This window comes from Coleofasciculus sp. H7-1 (assembly GCF_057473865.1).
The window spans coordinates 35464-53260 of sequence record NZ_JBYCCT010000083.1; the positions used below are offsets into that span (position 1 = coordinate 35464).

Annotated in this window: 15 protein-coding genes and 1 tRNA gene; 9 read left to right on the forward strand and 7 right to left on the reverse strand. The window is 47.0% G+C overall.

Going from position 1 to position 17797, the window contains the following annotated elements:
• Positions 1-32 precede the first annotated feature (32 nt).
• Positions 33-524, reverse strand: a complete 492-nt coding sequence (locus tag AC2VDX_RS24045; protein ID WP_378172205.1) for a hypothetical protein — start codon at positions 522-524, stop codon at positions 33-35.
• Between the two features lie 217 nt (positions 525-741).
• On the opposite strand from AC2VDX_RS24045, the gene AC2VDX_RS24050 reads away from it, so the two are divergent.
• A tRNA-Glu gene (locus AC2VDX_RS24050) sits at positions 742-814 on the forward strand.
• Positions 815-912: 98 nt separating this feature from the next.
• Here AC2VDX_RS24050 and AC2VDX_RS24055 read toward each other — a convergent pair.
• The 4 genes from AC2VDX_RS24055 to AC2VDX_RS24070 form a co-directional block, all read right to left on the reverse strand.
• Positions 913-2595, reverse strand: a complete 1683-nt coding sequence (locus AC2VDX_RS24055) for an ABC1 kinase family protein (RefSeq protein WP_378172208.1) — start codon at positions 2593-2595, stop codon at positions 913-915.
• 221 nt (positions 2596-2816) lie between these two features.
• Positions 2817-5048, reverse strand: a complete 2232-nt coding sequence (locus tag AC2VDX_RS24060) for a GAF domain-containing sensor histidine kinase (protein ID WP_378172211.1) — start codon at positions 5046-5048, stop codon at positions 2817-2819.
• A gap of 220 nt (positions 5049-5268) precedes the next feature.
• On the reverse strand, positions 5269-5529 hold the full coding sequence (locus tag AC2VDX_RS24065; RefSeq protein ID WP_378172214.1) for a hypothetical protein: 261 nt from the start codon (positions 5527-5529) through the stop codon (positions 5269-5271).
• A 306-nt stretch (positions 5530-5835) separates the two neighbouring features.
• Entirely contained in the window at positions 5836-6735 is a 900-nt protein-coding gene (locus AC2VDX_RS24070; protein ID WP_378172217.1) for a hypothetical protein, read from the reverse strand.
• A 386-nt stretch (positions 6736-7121) separates the two neighbouring features.
• Between AC2VDX_RS24070 and AC2VDX_RS24075 the strand changes: the two genes are divergently transcribed.
• The gene (locus tag AC2VDX_RS24075) at positions 7122-7667 is read left to right on the forward strand and encodes a LeuD/DmdB family oxidoreductase small subunit (RefSeq protein WP_378172220.1); all 546 of its coding nucleotides are present in this window, start codon (positions 7122-7124) and stop codon (positions 7665-7667) included.
• 136 nt (positions 7668-7803) lie between these two features.
• Positions 7804-8148 carry an NAD(P)H-quinone oxidoreductase subunit M gene (gene ndhM, locus AC2VDX_RS24080; RefSeq protein ID WP_378172286.1) on the forward strand — a complete coding sequence of 115 codons (345 nt, stop codon included), beginning with the start codon at positions 7804-7806 and terminating at the stop codon, positions 8146-8148.
• A gap of 73 nt (positions 8149-8221) precedes the next feature.
• Here ndhM and AC2VDX_RS24085 read toward each other — a convergent pair whose 3' ends face one another.
• Both AC2VDX_RS24085 and AC2VDX_RS24090 read right to left on the reverse strand, forming a co-directional pair.
• Positions 8222-8494 carry a hypothetical protein gene (locus tag AC2VDX_RS24085; protein ID WP_378172222.1) on the reverse strand — a complete coding sequence of 91 codons (273 nt, stop codon included), beginning with the start codon at positions 8492-8494 and terminating at the stop codon, positions 8222-8224.
• Positions 8495-8579: 85 nt separating this feature from the next.
• On the reverse strand, positions 8580-8927 hold the full coding sequence (locus tag AC2VDX_RS24090; RefSeq protein ID WP_378172225.1) for a hypothetical protein: 348 nt from the start codon (positions 8925-8927) through the stop codon (positions 8580-8582).
• A gap of 354 nt (positions 8928-9281) precedes the next feature.
• Here AC2VDX_RS24090 and AC2VDX_RS24095 point away from each other — a divergent pair, with 354 nt between their 5' ends.
• The 6 genes from AC2VDX_RS24095 to AC2VDX_RS24120 all read left to right on the forward strand — a co-directional run bounded on the left by AC2VDX_RS24095 (position 9282) and on the right by AC2VDX_RS24120 (position 17793).
• The gene (locus AC2VDX_RS24095) at positions 9282-9521 is read left to right on the forward strand and encodes a DUF6737 family protein (RefSeq protein ID WP_378172227.1); all 240 of its coding nucleotides are present in this window, start codon (positions 9282-9284) and stop codon (positions 9519-9521) included.
• Between the two features lie 153 nt (positions 9522-9674).
• The gene (locus AC2VDX_RS24100) at positions 9675-12038 is read left to right on the forward strand and encodes a protein phosphatase 2C domain-containing protein (protein ID WP_378172229.1); all 2364 of its coding nucleotides are present in this window, start codon (positions 9675-9677) and stop codon (positions 12036-12038) included.
• 354 nt (positions 12039-12392) lie between these two features.
• On the forward strand, positions 12393-14030 hold the full coding sequence (locus tag AC2VDX_RS24105) for a CHAT domain-containing protein (protein ID WP_378172232.1): 1638 nt from the start codon (positions 12393-12395) through the stop codon (positions 14028-14030).
• Positions 14031-14150: 120 nt separating this feature from the next.
• Positions 14151-14783 (forward strand): hypothetical protein, encoded by a 633-nt coding sequence (locus AC2VDX_RS24110; protein WP_486928252.1) that lies wholly within the window; start codon positions 14151-14153, stop codon positions 14781-14783.
• A gap of 878 nt (positions 14784-15661) precedes the next feature.
• Positions 15662-16270 carry an exopolysaccharide biosynthesis protein gene (locus tag AC2VDX_RS24115; RefSeq protein WP_378172237.1) on the forward strand — a complete coding sequence of 203 codons (609 nt, stop codon included), beginning with the start codon at positions 15662-15664 and terminating at the stop codon, positions 16268-16270.
• A 446-nt stretch (positions 16271-16716) separates the two neighbouring features.
• Positions 16717-17793 (forward strand): YheT family hydrolase, encoded by a 1077-nt coding sequence (locus AC2VDX_RS24120; RefSeq protein WP_378172240.1) that lies wholly within the window; start codon positions 16717-16719, stop codon positions 17791-17793.
• Positions 17794-17797: the final 4 nt, after the last annotated feature.

Here is a 17797-nt window from a genome sequence, read left to right on the forward strand (position 1 = left end):
TTAGTTGGGGAGTAGCAACTAAGGACTAATTACTAATGATGAATCTCCAAATTCAGGATATAGCTCCCCATCTGGACTTTTTCCGACCATAATTCATATTCCAGCCGCAGATGCTCTGGTAACAGACGCCCCTCCAGGGTCAAACTTCTGGTAAAGTTTCGCAGACGCACCTGTCCATGCGTGCCTAAGGAATCGCTATGCAACCAATAGCGGCTGAGACCATAAATCCCTCGTTCCCAGAGGTGGCGATAACTCAACTTGCCGTTTCCCTGCATGGTCATGATCACCCTAGAAGGGGAAATTTCCAGCCACAAAAGTCGGGGAGTTGCTGGCGGTTGGTCTGTAGCACCAGCGGGGGCTTCATCAGAGCGTTCCCAATCCCGGATTTCTGGTTCCGTGAGCAGCAGATGAAAGCGCTGCTGGTCTTTTTGATACAAGGTAGCAGCGGTTTCAATGGTAGACCAAACCGGCATATCAGTAGATACAAGTGATAGGCAGACAGGTCTGCGGTGATGGGTCAGCATGGAATGTGAGAAGATAGAAATAATAGAAGACTACTATTGTTCTAGCAGCTCTGGCTGAAGCGATCGGGCTTTTTGAATAAAATTACGTCCCAAGCGATCGCTTTCCCCTGCCCCAATGCTCCGAATTGCCTGTCTTCCTCACCGCTGAAATTTTTTTCGTCCAGGTGTTGACAAAAACTTTTAAATTCGCTAACTTAATAAAAGTGCAACGGAGCTGGCCCCCATCGTCTAGAGGCCTAGGACACCTCCCTTTCACGGAGGCGACGGGGATTCGAATTCCCCTGGGGGTATCAAAAAGGCAAAAGGCAAGAAAAATTTTTCTTGCCTTTTGCCTTTTTAATTGAATGGAGTAAATTCTCATCGTTCTAGGTGGTAAAGGAACTAATGGCTATTTTTCAGCTAGTTTGTCTATCTTTTCTTTCAGAGCTAGATTGAATAAAGAGCGTAGCAACACCAAGAACCATAGACCTGATAAGCCAAAAATAGCGATCGCCCAACTACCATAGGAAGGTAGTGCCAGCAGCACTACAGCCGACAGCAGGGTAAAACCTGTTAAGCAAGCATAAATTAGGCTTTTTAGGGCTAAATTAATCCGTTTGAAGATGCGATCGCTTTCCAGGTTTCGCACCCGCAATTGTAACTCTCCCCGTTCAATTCGTTCTTCTAAGCGCCGGATTAAAATTTCCGAAGCTTTTGGTTGTCGCAATTTATAATTAATAAAATCTTTGGCTTGTCGGGCAAGTTCCCCGATTAAATTTCCTTTAGCTTGAGAGACGGTGATACTTTTAATAAAAGGTTGAGCCGCTGCTACTGGATTGTATTCAGGATCGAGTGCCCTAGCAATACCATCGAGTGTGGTTAATGCCTTTAAAATAAACGTCATCTGGGCAGGCAAGCGAAAGGGTTGCTGCTCAAACATGGCATAAACTTCAGTACTCATTTCACTAAAAGCTTTGATATCGATAGGTTTTTCGGTAAACTTATCTAAGATAAAAGTTAATAATCTTCGTACCGGAGTCATATCCGCGACGGGCACGATTAAACCCATACTAATTAAGGTATCTAATACCTCATCTGTGTCCTTTTTTAAAACGGCAAAAAACGTCCTAATCATTTGGTCTTTGGCAATAGACTTTAGCTCTGCCATCATGCCAAAATCATAAAAGATTAAGCTGCCATCTTGGCTCACTGCCATATTTCCGGGATGAGGATCTGCTTGAAAAAAACCATCTTGCAAGAGTTGCTTTAAGTAACAACAAATCCCCAGTTGGTTAATTTTCTTTGGATCTAATCCACAGGCTTCAATAGTTTTGCGATCGCTTACTTTTATTCCTGGTAAATATTCTATAGTCAAAATTTTGGTAGTCGTGTAGCGCCAATAAATTTTAGGAATAATAACGCGGGGATAGCCGAGGAAATTGGCGGCAAAACGTTCGGCATTTTTGCCTTCTTGAACATAGTCAATTTCTTGATAAAGAAGATTAAAAAACTCGCTATAAATCGCTTCTAATTCATATTTTCTTGTCCAAGGTAAGTAGCGCCGCGAAAAACGGACAAGTCTACCAAGAGCTTGAAAATCTAATTTAAATAACCTTTCTAATCCCGGACGTTGTACTTTGACAACGACATCTTCACCCGTATGCAGCCGTGCTTTATGAACTTGCCCTAAGCTAGCAGCAGCAATCGGAAACCGATCGAACTCCCGATACAGAGCATGAATTGAATTACCGAGTTCAGATTCAATGAGAGCGATCGCTTCTTGGACACTAAATTCCGGAACCCGATCCTGTAGTTGCCCTAACGCCTCTACATATTCTAGAGGTAGCAAATCCGCACGGGTAGACAATGCCTGCCCAATCTTAATAAAAGTCGGACCTAAATCTAGTAAAGTTTCAACTAACCACTGTGCCCGACGCTTTTTATGTAAAGGAGAAGTATTTTTAAAGATGCCATCCCACCATAAATAAAACACCCACTCTGCTGCCGCTCCAAAAATGTCTAATTGACGAGCCAGGGGAGTATATTTAGTTCGTTGCCAACGTAAGGGTTTCAGTGGAGCTTTTGCGAGCATATCATCACTTAATGAAGTCAGGAGTCAGAATCGGGGCGCTTGGCAGGTAAGCCTTTACAGGAATTAGTAAGCCGTGCAATCTCCAAGAAAGCCAGTTTGAACTGCTTCAGGGACCGAGGAGAGGAATTCACCACTTTTCCCCTATTTTTAAAATATGCAAGTTAAATGTGCAACAGCTTATAAACGCTCAGATTTGGCGTCTGGCTGTCTAGTTTCTGGCTTCAGACTTGGATGCTGTCAAAAGACTGAGGCAAGGTGAGCGTGAAGCAGGTTTCGCAAGCATGAGTATCTTCAGTAGAACAACTGGAGACAGCGATCGCGCCATTTATATGCTGTACTAAAGACTTTACCAGAGCTAAGCCCAACCCAGTGCCTTGAATCGCTTGTTTGGTGATGCCTTCACCCCGGCGGAATTTATCAAAGATATACCCCATTTCTGTTGGCGAGATGCCAGAACCATTGTTGCTCAATTGAAGAACAATCTGATTACCTTGCGGATTAATCTCATGAGTGGCACGCAGATGAACGGTAGAATCTGGCTCAGAATATTTGCCAGCATTAGTCAAAAGTTCTTGCAGTATCCGATTGAGGCTATCCGCGTCAGTCTGGAGCATTAGCGATCGCTTGGGTAACTCCACTGCTAGCGTTAATCCTTTATCCCCCCATTTCTGCTCAAACGCCTCAACCAACTCTTGAATAACCTGCTTGAGGTCTACCTTTTGCAGATGAATTGAAGACTTCTTCGACTCCAATTCCTGGAGAGCCAATAAATCCGCGATCAAATTAATTTCTTGAGTACATTGCTCATCAAGGATTTCCAGGTACTTAGCACGACGTTCTAGCGGCAGTTCCGCTTGACGTAACATACAAATCGCCATCTTCATTTTGGTGAGCGGTGTTTTCAACTCATGGCTCAGGTTGCTGATGAATTCATCCTTCACTTGATTGAGTTGCCGCAACTGATCGAGTTGTTGGCGAGTTTTTTCGTACAACTTCGCCTGCATTTCCATACTGCCTTGCAGCTGGGCGGTACGCTCCTCGACGAGGGCTTGCACCTGGCGTAATGATTGCGTTTGAATGATTGCCGTACTCGCCTGAGCGCTGACCAATTTTACTAGCTCTAATTCCTCAGACTGCCAAGAACGAGGCTGATGATGCTGTAGCACCAGGAACCCCAACACGATGCCTTGGCTTTCCAGGGGAACCATCAGCAGAGCAGGCATGGCTTCTGGGTTAAAGAGGTCGGAGGGTTGACTGGCAGAGGTGTCTGCTGGGTTGCTGGTGGCGAGATCCGCTTGACTCGCGATCGCCAATGGCTCAGGCGACTGCATGAAGACTTGTTGGCACCAGTGACACTCCGACAGAGCAAAGGAATGGTTTAACCAAGAAGGCGACACGACAGACTCAGTATCTTCAATTGTTGCTGCTTGTTCGCTGTTGCTTTGGGAAGGCGATTCGCAAACCACCGTGACTTTCGCTTTAGGAATGCGTTTTAAAGAACGATTTTTCAACGGGGGATCGACGTATTTCAGCAGTAGAATAAAGCCACGGTGAACTTGGAAAGCTTGCGCTGTACCGGCAAGCGCGAGTTGGAGAATCTGATTCACGTCTCTGCCTGCCCGAATTGCCAGCGTCAGCTGGTTGATCAGGATTTGGTATTGGGCGGCGATACGTACCTGTCGCTGGAGTTGGACTTGAGAAATCGCGATCGCAACTGAGTCTGAAACAGCTTTCAGCAATTCTTGTTCAACATCTGTCCAATCGCCTGGTTGCGATCGCCCGACGACAATCACCCCATTTGCTGAAGATTGAAATTGGGCTTGAATTCCCATGACGGCACGTACCGGATCTTCCAAGGCACGTCCGATTTCAATTGCCTGAGTATCCGAAATCGCTACAGGTTGGCGATCGCTCAGGATCTCTTCCAGCACGGCATTGTCTTGCATCCACACTTTCGAGGACAGAGGACGCAGGCTCTTCAACTCAACCGTTCCTGCATCAGCCGCGTTCGATGTTCCATTAGACCACGAGAGTGCCTCTGCATACCAAAAAGCAGCCTGCGGTGTCGCCTGATGGCTAGCGATCGCTTTAATGAAGCAAGCGTCTACCTGCAAACTCTTTCCCACCACATCCGCAATTTTGGGCAATACCGTTTCCGGATCTGAGCTTGTCAGAAGGATTTGAGTAATCTGTTGCCTTAACTGAGTGCAGCGATCGCTGGGGTAATGCATGAGTGCGCCCTTGTATTCCTCTATAAAACCCGGTTCAACTGGGCTGGGCATCGGTGAAGTGAGAGGCTCTATCGTCAGGGTTGCAGACGTTGGCAGCTCTTCGCGAGCCGCCAGCTCTTCCTGAGCCGTGCTAACGTTAATGCGCCGCTTCTCGACCAACTTGTGGGACATCCGCTTTGCGATCGCACTGGCTGCATCCATATCCGCTTGTGCATCATTCATCTTAGCCGAGCTTCATTAGGAGGACATCAAGGCAGGGTCTAAAAGACACTCTGCTCAATAGAGGGAGAGGCTTCGGCAGGGTAGCAATAGAAACTAGCAGTTTGTCGAGAGCAATCCGCTGTCAATCCCTTACAACCATGACTGGGGCAACCAGATTTTACCCTCACTCTTCTATAGACTAGGGTTCCCAAATTTTTTCCATTTCTACCAATCCAAATGCCTAATTTCCCGAAGTGATAACTAGCACCTCTGTGGGCAACAGTTGCACCAACTCAGCCTGCCCCAGCATTTTTTCTTCCAGCAGCACGCGCGACTCTTGCGTCACCTGACCAGAGATTGCAGCTTGTTGTAGCGTCATAAAAGCCTTCAGATCCTCTGAGTCATATTTGCCTCGGAGCATCTCCCGAAGCTGCTCTTCTGCTGCCACTGTCAAATAACCAGTACTGAGAGCTTGTTGAACCACTTCTCGAATTAGAATCATCGCGCACCTCCTAGACGACTTGCTCCGCAAGTCAGTATCCGACTTATCCAGTTGCTATCAGGTGACGCTAATTTTTCAGCCTAAATAACCTGGTCGGCAATGACTTTATGATATATACATCCCGATTCTTGTGATTTCCAGTTAGGGCATTTGTGATTAAATTCACTGAAATATCTACTAAAATATGCATCAACGAATTTGATCGAGATCAAATAAAACCCGAATCGGCAGGCTTGGTTTAAATCAAAGCGACATATCTTCTTGTGTTCCCTTCCTCCGTAGGCGCTTCAATTTCCGGCTTGGCGGCTAAGAACGCCTTCTTTTTGCCTCCTGCTGGGCAATTTCACTCTTTTTCCGATAAGATTCCACCCGATCCTGAGCAGTTCCGTAACGACTATCAGTAGGTGGTACAGCAGCCATTAAATCGGAAGCTTGTTGCCATTTAGCCGCCAAATCCAACCACTGAGCAGAAGTCTGAGCATTTCTCCCAGAAATTGACGTTTGTTCCGCAAGTCGCACAGCGTCTGCAAAAGGATCTGACGAAGGAAATACAGTTGTTTGGGTGCTAGATGCCACAGGTGTTGGAGAGGTTACTGGCGCTGTCGCCTGTGGGGGAGAGTCTGGCGCAGAAGCTGGCGTCCGAGTAATCGTAAATGGAATCAATGGTCTTAGCCAATCATAAAGCGCCCAGCCTACCAGCAGTAAAAGTAACGATAAGCTAGCACCACCCACAATACCACGCCAAAATTGGCGTTTTTCCCCTACCAATCGGGAGGAAGGTTGGGGAAAAGGTAGCTGACTTTTTTTTGCAGGTTTCCGCTCCTTTAAATCCTCTCCTAAGCGTTGGAAAAGATTCGGCTTGGCGAGGGTAATTTCTTCAGCCCAAAGTAACTGACTCTCTGGATCTCGATAAATTTCTTCTAGCCAAAGTAATTGTTGTTCGCGGACAATCCGACTGTTGATGTTGACGCGACGAATATTTCGCGGTGAAATTGATTCCAGAATCTGCCGAATTCGCTGTACCAGGGTGGATTGTTCGAGTTGATCTGGCGTAGCTGCTTCACACAAAAGCTGCAAGACGCCATCGGCAAAAATGGCTCTGGTTCTGACACCAGCCTCTGCCAGCTTGTCATTGAGTATTTGAATAATCGCCGCGACGCTCCCCTGGCGAGCTTGTGAAGCGATATCATCCATCGGATCAACCATTTTGTTTGAGTAAATGATGCCGGTAGTTCAACCTGACTTTTTTTATTTAAGAGTATCAGTCTTTTTGTTTAAGAGACTCTGTCAGAGTAGTATAATTGACCAGAAACAAGCGATCGCTCCTTTTTCGCTTTTACATTTCATGGGGCAGCGCAGACGACTGCCAAGAGCCTTGCAGCGGCAAGATGCCCACCCCACCAGAAAATAATTTTTCTACATTTATCGGGAATTTATCGGGATCTTCGCTAACGAAGCTTTATTAAGGAGATTCAGAGGCAGGCAATTACCTCCCATTGCTAGATGCTATCTGTCGCGGCGCAGCGAGTCGCGCTCTTGAATGATAAAGTAAAATAGCTAAACAGAAGATTGGAAAAACCGGGAACTGAATCATGGGCGCATTGATTCGCGGCGCAATTTTTGTTTTGGATGACAACATCGATACCGATCAAATTATCCCAGCTGAATACCTGACTCTGGTTCCCTCCAAGCCTGACGAGTACGAAAAATTGGGCAGTTATGCCTTGATTGGATTGCCAGATCGTTATGGAAAGTTTGTGGCTTCTGGAGAAATCAAGACTCAGTATCCCATCATTATTGCTGGGGAAAACTTTGGCTGCGGTTCTTCACGGGAACACGCACCGATTGCTTTGGGTGCTAGCGGCGTTAAAGCAGTGGTGGCTCAGTCTTATGCCCGGATCTTTTTCCGCAATTGTGCTGCTACTGGGGAACTTTACCCTTGGGAATCAGTTGAGCGGTTGTGCGATGAATTTGAAACGGGACAGGAAGTTTCAATTGATTTTGAACAAAATCAGCTGATTAACCATACCTTGGGTAAAGTTTATTCTCTCCAGCCTTTGGGCGATGTAGGGCCAGTGATTGATGCGGGAGGAATTTTCGCTTATGCTCGTCAAACGGGAATGATTCCCACCAGGTAGCGATCGCAATATCTACTGAGTGTTGAATTTTGAGTTAAATCATTCAACACTCAAAACTTTTGAACTTAAGCGCGATCGCTTTTACAATTATTTAAAATAGTTATTAATGTCTGTAAGCCAAAAACTATTTACTACTATGCTGCTAAAGTCTTCAACCCGCCACATCCGCATCTATACTGCTGAAGTGAAGAACAACGAACTCGTCGAGAGTGACAATGTATTAACCCTGGATGTAGATCCCGATAATGAGTTTAACTGGAGCGAAGACACTCTACAACAGGTTTATGGCAAATTCGATGAAATGGTTGAAGCATACAACGGTGCAGATTTAACAGAATACAACCTGCGCCGTATCGGTTCCGAATTGGAACATTTTCTGAGAAGTCTGCTACAGCATGGGCAAATTAGTTACAACCTGAGCAGCCGCGTTCTCAATTACAGCATGGGAGTGCCTCAGGTTAGCACTCAATCGGCTGAGTAATTGAGTTTTAGTTGTTAGAAAAGTTTTGTTTAACCAGCAGAAAACTTTCTAACAACTAATCACTGGAGATAATTTACCGCCAAATCCGATTTCCATTTTCATCGACGCGAGCTTGGCGAATCACATCAGAGATTTCTTCGGCATCTTTAACATGGTGTAGCGCCTTCTTTTCTCCGTCCGGTTCTTCCACTTCAAAGTAAGTTGGAACAACGATATGATCGCCGGTAATGTCTGGCGCATCTACAGCAATTTGCTCGCCTTTTTCTTCAACGCTTTGAGGTTCATCGGAAATCCTGTCGCCCGGATTGGTAGTTCTATTTTTTGTATCTTTGGGTGGGTTTTCCATATAACTCCTAAAGATTTGAATCTTAATGTTACTAATATTAGATTAGAGAAATGGGTGCGCGATCGCCTCTTTCTGTGGGTGTAAGTCAACTCTCTGTCCGTTTCTGCACGGACGAGGGATTGGGCTGAATTGGGTTGCCGATGCTACCCCCCGAAGACTGAGCATTCGCAGCAACTTGGGACTTTGCAGCTCGTTTCTGCTCCAAAAATTGCTGAACAGCAGTGCGGCGATTTTCTAAAAAGCGGTTCCAAAACCCTGGAAGAAAATGATCCATCGTTTCAGCCAGCGCCCAAGTTTCCAGATTCACCATCTTGGAACGCAGGCGGTGAGACTCCTCTAAAGAGTCAATTAATTGTTTAATTTCTGCACAAGCAGGTGAGTTAAGCTCTGCGAATGGTGGATCTACGGCAGTATAAGCTTCGGACTTGGGCATGGCAATTGGGAAAAGCGGCAGTACAGATGAGCTTACTGGAACAACAATCCTTTATTGGCGAAACCTGAGAACCTGCAAAAGGCACAATGCGGATCACAGTAGGACAACAAATTGAACCCTCCAATCCCCTTCTCTACCAAGGAAGGGGATAATTTCGCTCCTCATTTGTGAGGAGTTGCAGGAGGGGTTAAATCCCAGTTGAAGTTTGGTAGCCGGAGTGATTTTACCCAACGTTTGAAAGAAGCATCGCCTAGTCTGATTCAAATTTAACGCGAAGTGTCAATTTTCTTTCGCAGGATAAGACCCTTAACCGCTAAACTCTGGAAATAGAAACTTGATTATTTTTTACCTCTAGTGTATAAAAAAGACCCCGAAAGCCCTTGGACATATAAACCTTGGTGGTGTCAGCCTTGGTCTATTTTGCTGACGAGTATTACCGTCATCAGTGCATCTTGGACACTAACCAAAACGATCTGGATAACGGCTGGCGTCTCGATTCCCGTTCTTGTCTGGATGTCATATTTTTTGTTACTGTGGCCTCGACTAATGCGGCGTCATTATCAACAAACACAAAATTCTGTAAGTGAAGAATGAGTTTCATTGACAGATCGCAAATTTATTGAGTGTCAGAGGCTACAATCCAGATTAACGCTCAGATTTGGCGAATTGAGAAAAGGCTACATTTCTCAGTAGCTTCTGGTAACAGCAAGTCAAATCACAACAGGCTGATGGGAGCGCATAACCTTCATGAACAATTCTGCGGCAACGCTTTACTGCTCGAATCTCAATTGTCAGGCTCCTAATCCCCAGAGCCATAACTTTTGTCAGAAATGCCGCACGCCGCTGCCCAAACGGTACTTGTGGGCAGTAGGTGAAGGGATAGAAGCTTATCAAGCTGGGGATCTGATTGCCGAGCGATATTTGCTTAAAAGCGATCGCATCATTCTAGATACCAAACCGGCTTTGTCCCCGGAAACACTGCCGGAGATCCCCAACAGCCTGATGCCGTATCTCAAGCTGTCTCCTTATCAGCTGCACATTCCTCAACTGTACGGACATCTGACGCCAACAGAAAAACAGCCCAACGCCGAAACTTGGCTGCTAGAGCAGGTACCGATTTACATCTGCGGTAACGGGGAAGGCACCCTCATGCCCGAATTAACTAGCGTCTGGAAAAATGCCTCAGCAATGCGCCAGCTGACTTGGCTATGGCAAATGGCGAATTTGTGGGAACCCTTGCAAATCAATCATGTAGGATCGAGTTTGTTGACACCAGCGCTGCTGCGAGTAGAAGGTTCCATCTTGCGGTTATTGATATTGCAGGCGGATCAAAACTCCCCAGTAACACTGCAAAACCTAGGTCAACTTTGGTCTAAATGGGTCGCCTCTTCACACCCAACCATTGGGCAATTTTTGGAACAAGTTTGTCAGCAGCTCAACGAAGGGGCTGTGCAGACGGCACAGGTGGTGACGCTGTTGGATGAGGCAATGGCAACCATCGGGCGATCGCAATCTTACACCTATCAAATTGTCACCCGCAGCGACAAAGGGCCAACTCGTCAGCAAAATGAGGATGCCTGCTATCCCCCCAGTCCCAGCAGTACCGATCGTTCCTCCCCCCCCTTAGCGATAGTCTGCGACGGCATTGGGGGACACGAAGGCGGCGAGGTAGCCTCTAATCTGGCAATTGCCACCATCCAAGAGCGAGTACAGAGTCTGCTGGCGAACCCAGGCAATCCTTTAAATCCGACCACTCTCACTCTAGAATTGGAAAACTTTGCTTGTGCTGCCAATGATGTCATCAGCCAGCGTAACGACACGGAACAGCGGCTTGATCGGCAACGCATGGGTACCACATTGGTGATGGCATTAGCCCACGCTCATGAAATGTACATCACCCATGTAGGAGATAGTCGAGCTTACTGGATTACGCGCACGAGTTGTCGGCAGATCACCCTAGATGATGATATTGCTTCGCGGGAGGTGCGGCTGGGATACGCCCTATACCGGGATGCCGTGGAACAATCCGGCGCTGGCTCTCTCGTTCAGGCGTTGGGCATGAGTTCATCCGCAACCCTGCATCCCTGCGTACAGCGCTTTGTTCTAGATGAAGATGGTGTTTTTCTTCTCTGTTCGGATGGTCTGAGTGACAATGACCGAGTAGAGCAATACTGGGAAACAGAGATTCTGCCGATTCTAGAAGGTCAGATTGATTTGGCAACAGCCGGAACGCGGCTGATGGAGATTGGTAACACCAAAAACGGGCACGACAACGTTACGGTAGCCCTGGTTTACTGCCAAGTGGCATCAGCACAAACTGGGCAACAGGTCACAGCGCTACAGATGGGAGCCATCCCACCCTTAGCACCAACTCCGGCTCCAGCGGCTCCGGTGCGCTCCCAATCTGCGTCTGCTTCCAGAATCAAAACCAAGATCATCTCACCGCAGTCTACTACTAGGAGTCCTTTGCCGCTCCTTTTGGCGCTGCTTCTGTTAACAGGTGTCAGCGGAGCGATCGCTTATTGGTTCATTCCAGAAATCCAGAACTGGGTCAATCCTCTCATTGGACTGGCACCCCGCTCCAGTCCCAGTCCTGCACCACCCGCAGTCAGTTCATCTCCATCGGCAGAACCCGTCGTGACTCCTTCCACCTCTGTTCCCTTAGAGGCTGGCTTGGTGTTCCAAACCACCCGTTCCACAACCAAGAACTCTCAGGGCAAAGAGGCTCCTGTTTTGCTGCGACCCGGTGCCAAGGCACCCCAAAATCAATCTGTGGTCGGCTTAGTTTCAGATGGGAGTATTTTGCAAATCAGCTCCATCCAACGAAATCAAGACTCTGAGAGCTGGCTACAGGTGAAAGTTTGCTCAACGCTCGGTACGTCTAATCCGCAGCTTCCCCCTGAAAAAGTTAATTCTGGCACCCCAAAACCAAAAACCGCCCCCGAAGTGACCCACCGCCCGGTAAAACAAGGAGAAATTGGATGGATTCGGGAATCTGACATTTTACCTGTAACTAACCCAAATTTCACGCCAACATCGGCTAACTTGGGCGAATGTGCGATTGGGACTAACGCGACAACACCTATCGTCACATCGTCGCCCTCTAAATAGCCATTAGTTGCTAGCCTTTAATTGTTAGGACTTGGGTTTTTGTCAGGGTTAGGTGTTCTTGGGTAGTCGCTAGTCGGGAGTCATTAGCCAATTGGTAAAGAAGCGATTCATCGTGTCTCTAGGTCAGTTGTTTTTGGCTGCCAGTGAAGAGTGCCAGGGACTTCTGACCCATTACTCACGACCCACTACCCAAAAACGATTGATACTGAATCGCTAAAGCTAAAACATCTCTTCAATAAGCTTGTTTGAGGTGATAAGAGCGAGTGAAGAATATTCAGTGAGTATTCCCGTGTTGTTCGGGTAGACTGATAAAAAACCTCGTATAGTGCTAGGTTTAAGGTTAATGTCTTTAGAATGTCCCAGTCTGAGAATCCCTGCCTCAGTTTAGCCATCAATCGGCTCTCCAAAACTACCCTTGGGGCAGAACATTTTGCCATTTGGGTGATGAAGGCACCCTGTCCGGGTGGTCACGTCCTGCATGACTGTACTTGGCCCGAAATGTTGACCCAAAAGTGGCTGGCATGGCAGGAAATGTTTTCCCCACGGGGACTACCTGATGTCCCGCTGGTACATCAGGCGACTCCACCAGCCTTGACATTGCCACTCGATACCCCGAATGTCAACGGTCAGGCACTTCCGTATACGGCTCGTCTGATGCAAGACTTAGGAATCAGCCTCTGGAAGTGGTTATTTGATGGGGAAATTCAAAATAGTTTCGCTCAAAGCCAGGGAATTGCAATTGGGCAGAAGAAACGTCTGCGGCTGCGGTTAGAAATTCGAGACCCAGATTTAATTCCTGTGCCTTGGGAAATTATGCAGCCCGAACCTGGGAAACAGGCGATTTCTCTATCACAACAACTTTTGTTTAGTCGTACCAGCAATGCGGTTGACCCGCTGCCACCCCAGCGCTTAGAGCAGGCTTTAAACATCCTGTTGGTACTGGGACACGATACAGAAAGCGAAATCGCTCCCAGCTTGCAGCTGGAACAAGAAGCGGAGGCGCTGGCTAATATTTTGGAACGCTGCGGACGACCAAACTTACACCCTGAGGGCGAACATACTGGTGCGACAGTTTTGTGCCAGGTAGATACGCTTTTACAACCCACAAAAGCCGAATTGATTTCACGCCTGGAAACTGAAAATTACAACATTTTGTTCTATGCCGGTCATGGCGTCCCGGCAGCGGATGGTGGATTACTGTTTTTGCGACCTGATGCCAGGATCAATGGCACGGAGTTAGCCCAGGTTTTGGTTCGCTGTCAGGTGACGTTGGCGGTGTTTAATGCCTGTTGGGGCGCTCAACCAGAGCGGCACAACCAACAAAGTTTGCCGCGCAGCAGTTTGGCAGAGGTATTGATCCATCACGGTGTTCCAGCAGTTTTGGGAATGCGCGACTCGATTGCCGATGAAGAGGCTCTCTCGTTTATTCAGGCTTTTGCACAAGCTCTGGCAGCACGGATGCCCATTGATGAGGCGGTGGCGGTGGCAAGGCAAAAGTTGTTGACGCTTTACAAGTTCAACCAACCAGCCTGGACTTTGCCGGTTTTGTATATGCACCCGGATTTTGAGGGTGAGTTGATTCGACCGATTGGCGAGGAAGTGACGATACTGCCGCCGTGTGTGAAGTCATCCGGGCACGATTTATCTACTCCATCTGCCTATCTGCGTCCGCTAGGAGTAACTGGTAAAGTTTCGCCAATTAGTGGCACGAGTCTGCGAGTCGGACGTAATCCCAAGGGAAATGACCTGGTGATTGAAAAACAGGAAGTTTCTCGGCAACACGCTGAAATTATTTGTGATGCTCTCCCAGACGGTAAACTTACTTACTTTCTAAAAGATAAATCTCGCTACGGCACGTTCATTTTAAGACCCAATGGTTGGCAGAAAGTCTATCATCCGGAAGTGCCTTTGCAATCGGGAGACCAGATAAAGTTTGGGAGTATGCAGGGTCAGACTTGGGAGTTCATTATTCAAGATAGTGCGAAGTTCTAGGGTATGCTCTTGAGCGATCGCCCTCTAGAATACTGAGTGCTAAATAATATTTACGGAACTCGCTAAAGTGTCGCTGTATCTACCCCTGCCAAGAACGGTATATCAATACACAGGAGCATCATGATGGCAAGGAAATCAATTGATTCAGGATGTTATGAGAATTCTCTTTCTCAAGTGCAAACAGAACTACTAGAGGCACTCCTCCAGCCTGAAGAAGCTCCCTATCCCTGGAATCCTGCCGATCCAAATGTGGAAGCCTATTGGACAGAGCTGGAACAAGGGTTTGAACTTGAGGGATGGTTAGATGAAGAAATCAGCAGAGGGTCGCAAGCGCTCTATGCAAAGTTTGACCAATGTTGGGCAAATGCGAATGTGGCAGTTGTGCCGAAAGCAGCAGCGATCGCAGTTACATCTAGTTTGAGCGAGCGGTTTGCCGCCCGCGTTCCCCAAGCTTGGCTGGATGCGATCGCTCACAAAGCCCAACAGGTTGTATCAAGCCCTCTGTCAATCGCGGATCAGATGGTACAGTGCGTTCAAGAGCTGCTGCCAGAATGGGGAGAAGATGTGTTGCAGGTATGGGCGCGTCCTTTGGCTTCTGCCATGCGAGGCTCGGAGGCTGAAATTGTCCGCCCAGCTGAGTGGGATGAGTTATCAGAGAGCGAACGGGCACGGTTGAGTTTGGCAATTTCCCGGTATGCGCTAAGACAATTCAACGACCTTAACCCTTCAGCACAAAATAAGTCCCCTGAGTAGACACTTTACCAGCTTTATTCTCTGCGTAGTAGCGGGCATAATTTTCGTTTTGATTGGCGCTTAAGAATAACCCCATAGCGTCTCAGACAAGGACTCAGGAAAGTGTACTTCTATTCCTGGCTGCCTTGTAGTGCCGATCGAGTTCGCCAACATTGATCGTGGCAATTTACCAAGCTGTTCATTTAATCAGTCATTTTAGAGGCTCCTATGGACGACGTGGGAGAAGATTGGAGGGTTGTTAACGAGGGTCTGCTTGTAGGCAGACCCGTCCCCTCTGTATAGATATCGGTCTAATTCCGGTTTTTATGCAAGAAGTAAAATTTTTGTTACAAAACATCATTATTTTTTTCTGACCCCGGTAGGCGATCGCTTCCACTGGTTAAGGATCATCATCTGGCTGGCTGACAAATCTTTCCGTGTAGGTTGGGTTGAACAGCGTGAAACCCAACAGCAGTTTGAAAAATTTGCTTACCCCTTCTAAAACACCTCCCTCTCCGGGAGATGAGAAGCACTTCTTCCTGCTGGCATAGCTAGTTGTTGTTCCTAAGTGAGTAACCAACTGCAAGCTTTAGTATCTCCTAGGATATTCTCATCCGCCAGAATGGCTAGCTAAAATAAGTTAGGGGATCGCAATTGTGTAACCATCTCTTGCTACACCCAGCAATGAGATCCTCCTCAATAACATCCATATTTAGTGGGATTTTTTAAATTTTTCTGTCTGTACAATCAGGGGTCGATCTGCTTTACATCACTGCAATTTTTTCTCTAGCCAATAGTTAAGTGTCGTTTAAAAAAGCAATCTTCCTTTACATTAAAATTATAAAAGATGTTTATTTATTGAAAAAAAGTTGATCTGGAAACCCAGAATTTAACATCCCATGCACCTCAGATTTTCTCAAAATATCAAGTCTCTTCTAGAAAAGTTAGCGAATCAACCGTTGACTCTAGCAGATGTTCTGGCAGAAACTTCTGAACGGGGCTTTAGTTTAGTTATCGCATTACTTGTTTTGCCTTTTCTGTTTCCGATGCCACCCGGATTTACAGTAATATTGGGTAGCGGCAGCTTGATATTAGCGTTGCAAATGGCTTTAGGGCAACGTTTTCCTTGGCTACCCAAAAGAATTCGCCAGTTCCAATTTCCCCGCTGGTTTGTCCAGCAACTTTTAAAAAACCTGCAACGAGTCACGGGGGTGTTGGAGAAAGTGACTCGTCCCCGGTTACGCTGGATCGCAGACAATCCTCAAATTTGGCAATTAAATGGGCTTTGTATTGCATGGCTGTCTGTGTTGCTGATGTTACCGATACCCTTTACGAATCCCATTCCAACAATTGGGATTTTGCTACTCGTCATTGCCATGTTAGAAGCCGATGGTTTACTGATGTGTTTCAGTTATGGATTAACTGTGGCGATTACTTTGTTGTTTGCAGTGGCTGCTGGCACGTTCTGGCAAGCGTTGAGTTTGTTTGTGCAAACCTTGTTTCAGTGAATTCTATAATTTAGAGATTTCTCGTTCTTCGGGCTGGTGAGATAGAAGTGTAGAGGCGCATATCTGTGTCAATACGGTTCGGTTAGAGCGAAAAACACCAAAGTTCGCGTAGGGAAGGATTGAGGAAGAAAACCTAACAAAACATAAGCATTTGTTGGGTAACGTTGCCTCAGCCCAACCTACTAGCGCGTCTAGGCTAAAATGCTGGGTTGAGGAAATTCGCTCTCATCAAAATTTGCAAGCATTTATAGGCGTTGCTTTACCCAACAAATTACGCTAGACGTGCTACTACAGTTATTTTTAACCGAACCGTATTGATATCTGTGTACCTCTACAATGATTGTTTTTCAATATTTCAATAGGATTTAGACACCCAGCATTAGTTTGTTAAGCTGTATTAAGTTAATGCTCAGATAATCCTCAGAACTCTACAGATGCGCTTGTTGATGCCGAAGCCCTATACGCCGCCTTGGTTGCTGAGAAATGGTCTGACAATGACCTTATATACTGCTTTGCGGGCGGGTCGTGAATGGGAGAAGATGACTGTAGAGCCAGAGCCAAGTTACCGAGAGACAATTTTTACAGGTGCAGGAGACGTGCCGATTTATGGCTGGGTTGCCATTCCCGATCGACCTCGCGCTACGATTGTGGGTACTTATGGCATTACTGGCGATTTGGAGAATCAATGGTTTCTGAGACTGCTGGGGCGCAAGGCATTTGCACAAGGCTATGCAGTGGTGCTATTTGATTGGCGTGCCCACGGGAAAACCGCTCAGTTGTCTCCTACCTTGACTTCTGATGGCTTGTACGAGGGAGAAGATTTCGTCTGGATTGCTGCCCAAGCTAAGGCGATGGGTTGTCCTGCACCGTTCTGGTTCACGGGGTACTCGTTGGGAGGACAACTGGCGCTATGGGCGGTGAAAGCGTCACAGGAGTTGTTAACGGGGAGAAGTCAGGAATTAGGGTTGCAGGAAAGGGAGATTGGGGGGGCTGCGGTGATTTGTCCCAGCCTAGATTCTAACCGTTCCCTATCCTATTTGGTGAAACATCCGCTGGGTAAGTATTTGGAACAAGCGATCGCGCAAGAATTAAAAAGACTGGCTTGGCGCGTTTATCATGCTCATCCTGAAGCAATCGATCCCGTAGCTATTGAGCGGGCTAACAGCATTTGGGGCTTTGATAATGAGCTGGTAATCGGGCGATTGGGCTTTCCATCCGTCGAAGCGTATTATGACGCCAGCAGTGCCCTACACCTGTTACCTCACCTCAAAAAACCGACGCTGATTCTGTACGCCGCTGACGATCCCCTGTTTGACCCTTCAATTGTGCCTGAGTTGCAAGCTGCTAGCGATCGCAATCCTGACATTACTTTAGCGCTGACGCAATATGGCGGTCATGTTGGCTACATCAGCAGCCGGGAATGTCAGCATCAAACAGGAGATCCCGATCCTTGGTGGGCGTGGAATCGAATTTTAGAGTTTTTTAACGCAAAGGTTCGCCAAGAGTTGTCTTCTTTGGGTTAAAAAG

Excerpts from the sequence above, each read along its gene's own strand:
- AC2VDX_RS24045 (WP_378172205.1), bottom strand. The coding sequence starts at position 524 with ATGCTGACCCATCACCGCAGACCTGTCTGCCTATCACTTGTATCTACT.
- AC2VDX_RS24055 (WP_378172208.1), bottom strand. The coding sequence starts at position 2,595 with ATGCTCGCAAAAGCTCCACTGAAACCCTTACGTTGGCAACGAACTAAA.
- AC2VDX_RS24060 (WP_378172211.1), bottom strand. The coding sequence starts at position 5,048 with ATGAATGATGCACAAGCGGATATGGATGCAGCCAGTGCGATCGCAAAG.
- AC2VDX_RS24065 (WP_378172214.1), bottom strand. The coding sequence starts at position 5,529 with ATGATTCTAATTCGAGAAGTGGTTCAACAAGCTCTCAGTACTGGTTAT.
- AC2VDX_RS24070 (WP_378172217.1), bottom strand. The coding sequence starts at position 6,735 with ATGGTTGATCCGATGGATGATATCGCTTCACAAGCTCGCCAGGGGAGC.
- AC2VDX_RS24075 (WP_378172220.1), top strand. The coding sequence starts at position 7,122 with ATGGGCGCATTGATTCGCGGCGCAATTTTTGTTTTGGATGACAACATC.
- ndhM (WP_378172286.1), top strand. The coding sequence starts at position 7,804 with ATGCTGCTAAAGTCTTCAACCCGCCACATCCGCATCTATACTGCTGAA.
- AC2VDX_RS24085 (WP_378172222.1), bottom strand. The coding sequence starts at position 8,494 with ATGGAAAACCCACCCAAAGATACAAAAAATAGAACTACCAATCCGGGC.
- AC2VDX_RS24090 (WP_378172225.1), bottom strand. The coding sequence starts at position 8,927 with ATGCCCAAGTCCGAAGCTTATACTGCCGTAGATCCACCATTCGCAGAG.
- AC2VDX_RS24100 (WP_378172229.1), top strand. The coding sequence starts at position 9,675 with ATGAACAATTCTGCGGCAACGCTTTACTGCTCGAATCTCAATTGTCAG.
- AC2VDX_RS24105 (WP_378172232.1), top strand. The coding sequence starts at position 12,393 with ATGTCCCAGTCTGAGAATCCCTGCCTCAGTTTAGCCATCAATCGGCTC.
- AC2VDX_RS24110 (WP_486928252.1), top strand. The coding sequence starts at position 14,151 with ATGATGGCAAGGAAATCAATTGATTCAGGATGTTATGAGAATTCTCTT.
- AC2VDX_RS24115 (WP_378172237.1), top strand. The coding sequence starts at position 15,662 with ATGCACCTCAGATTTTCTCAAAATATCAAGTCTCTTCTAGAAAAGTTA.
- AC2VDX_RS24120 (WP_378172240.1), top strand. The coding sequence starts at position 16,717 with ATGCCGAAGCCCTATACGCCGCCTTGGTTGCTGAGAAATGGTCTGACA.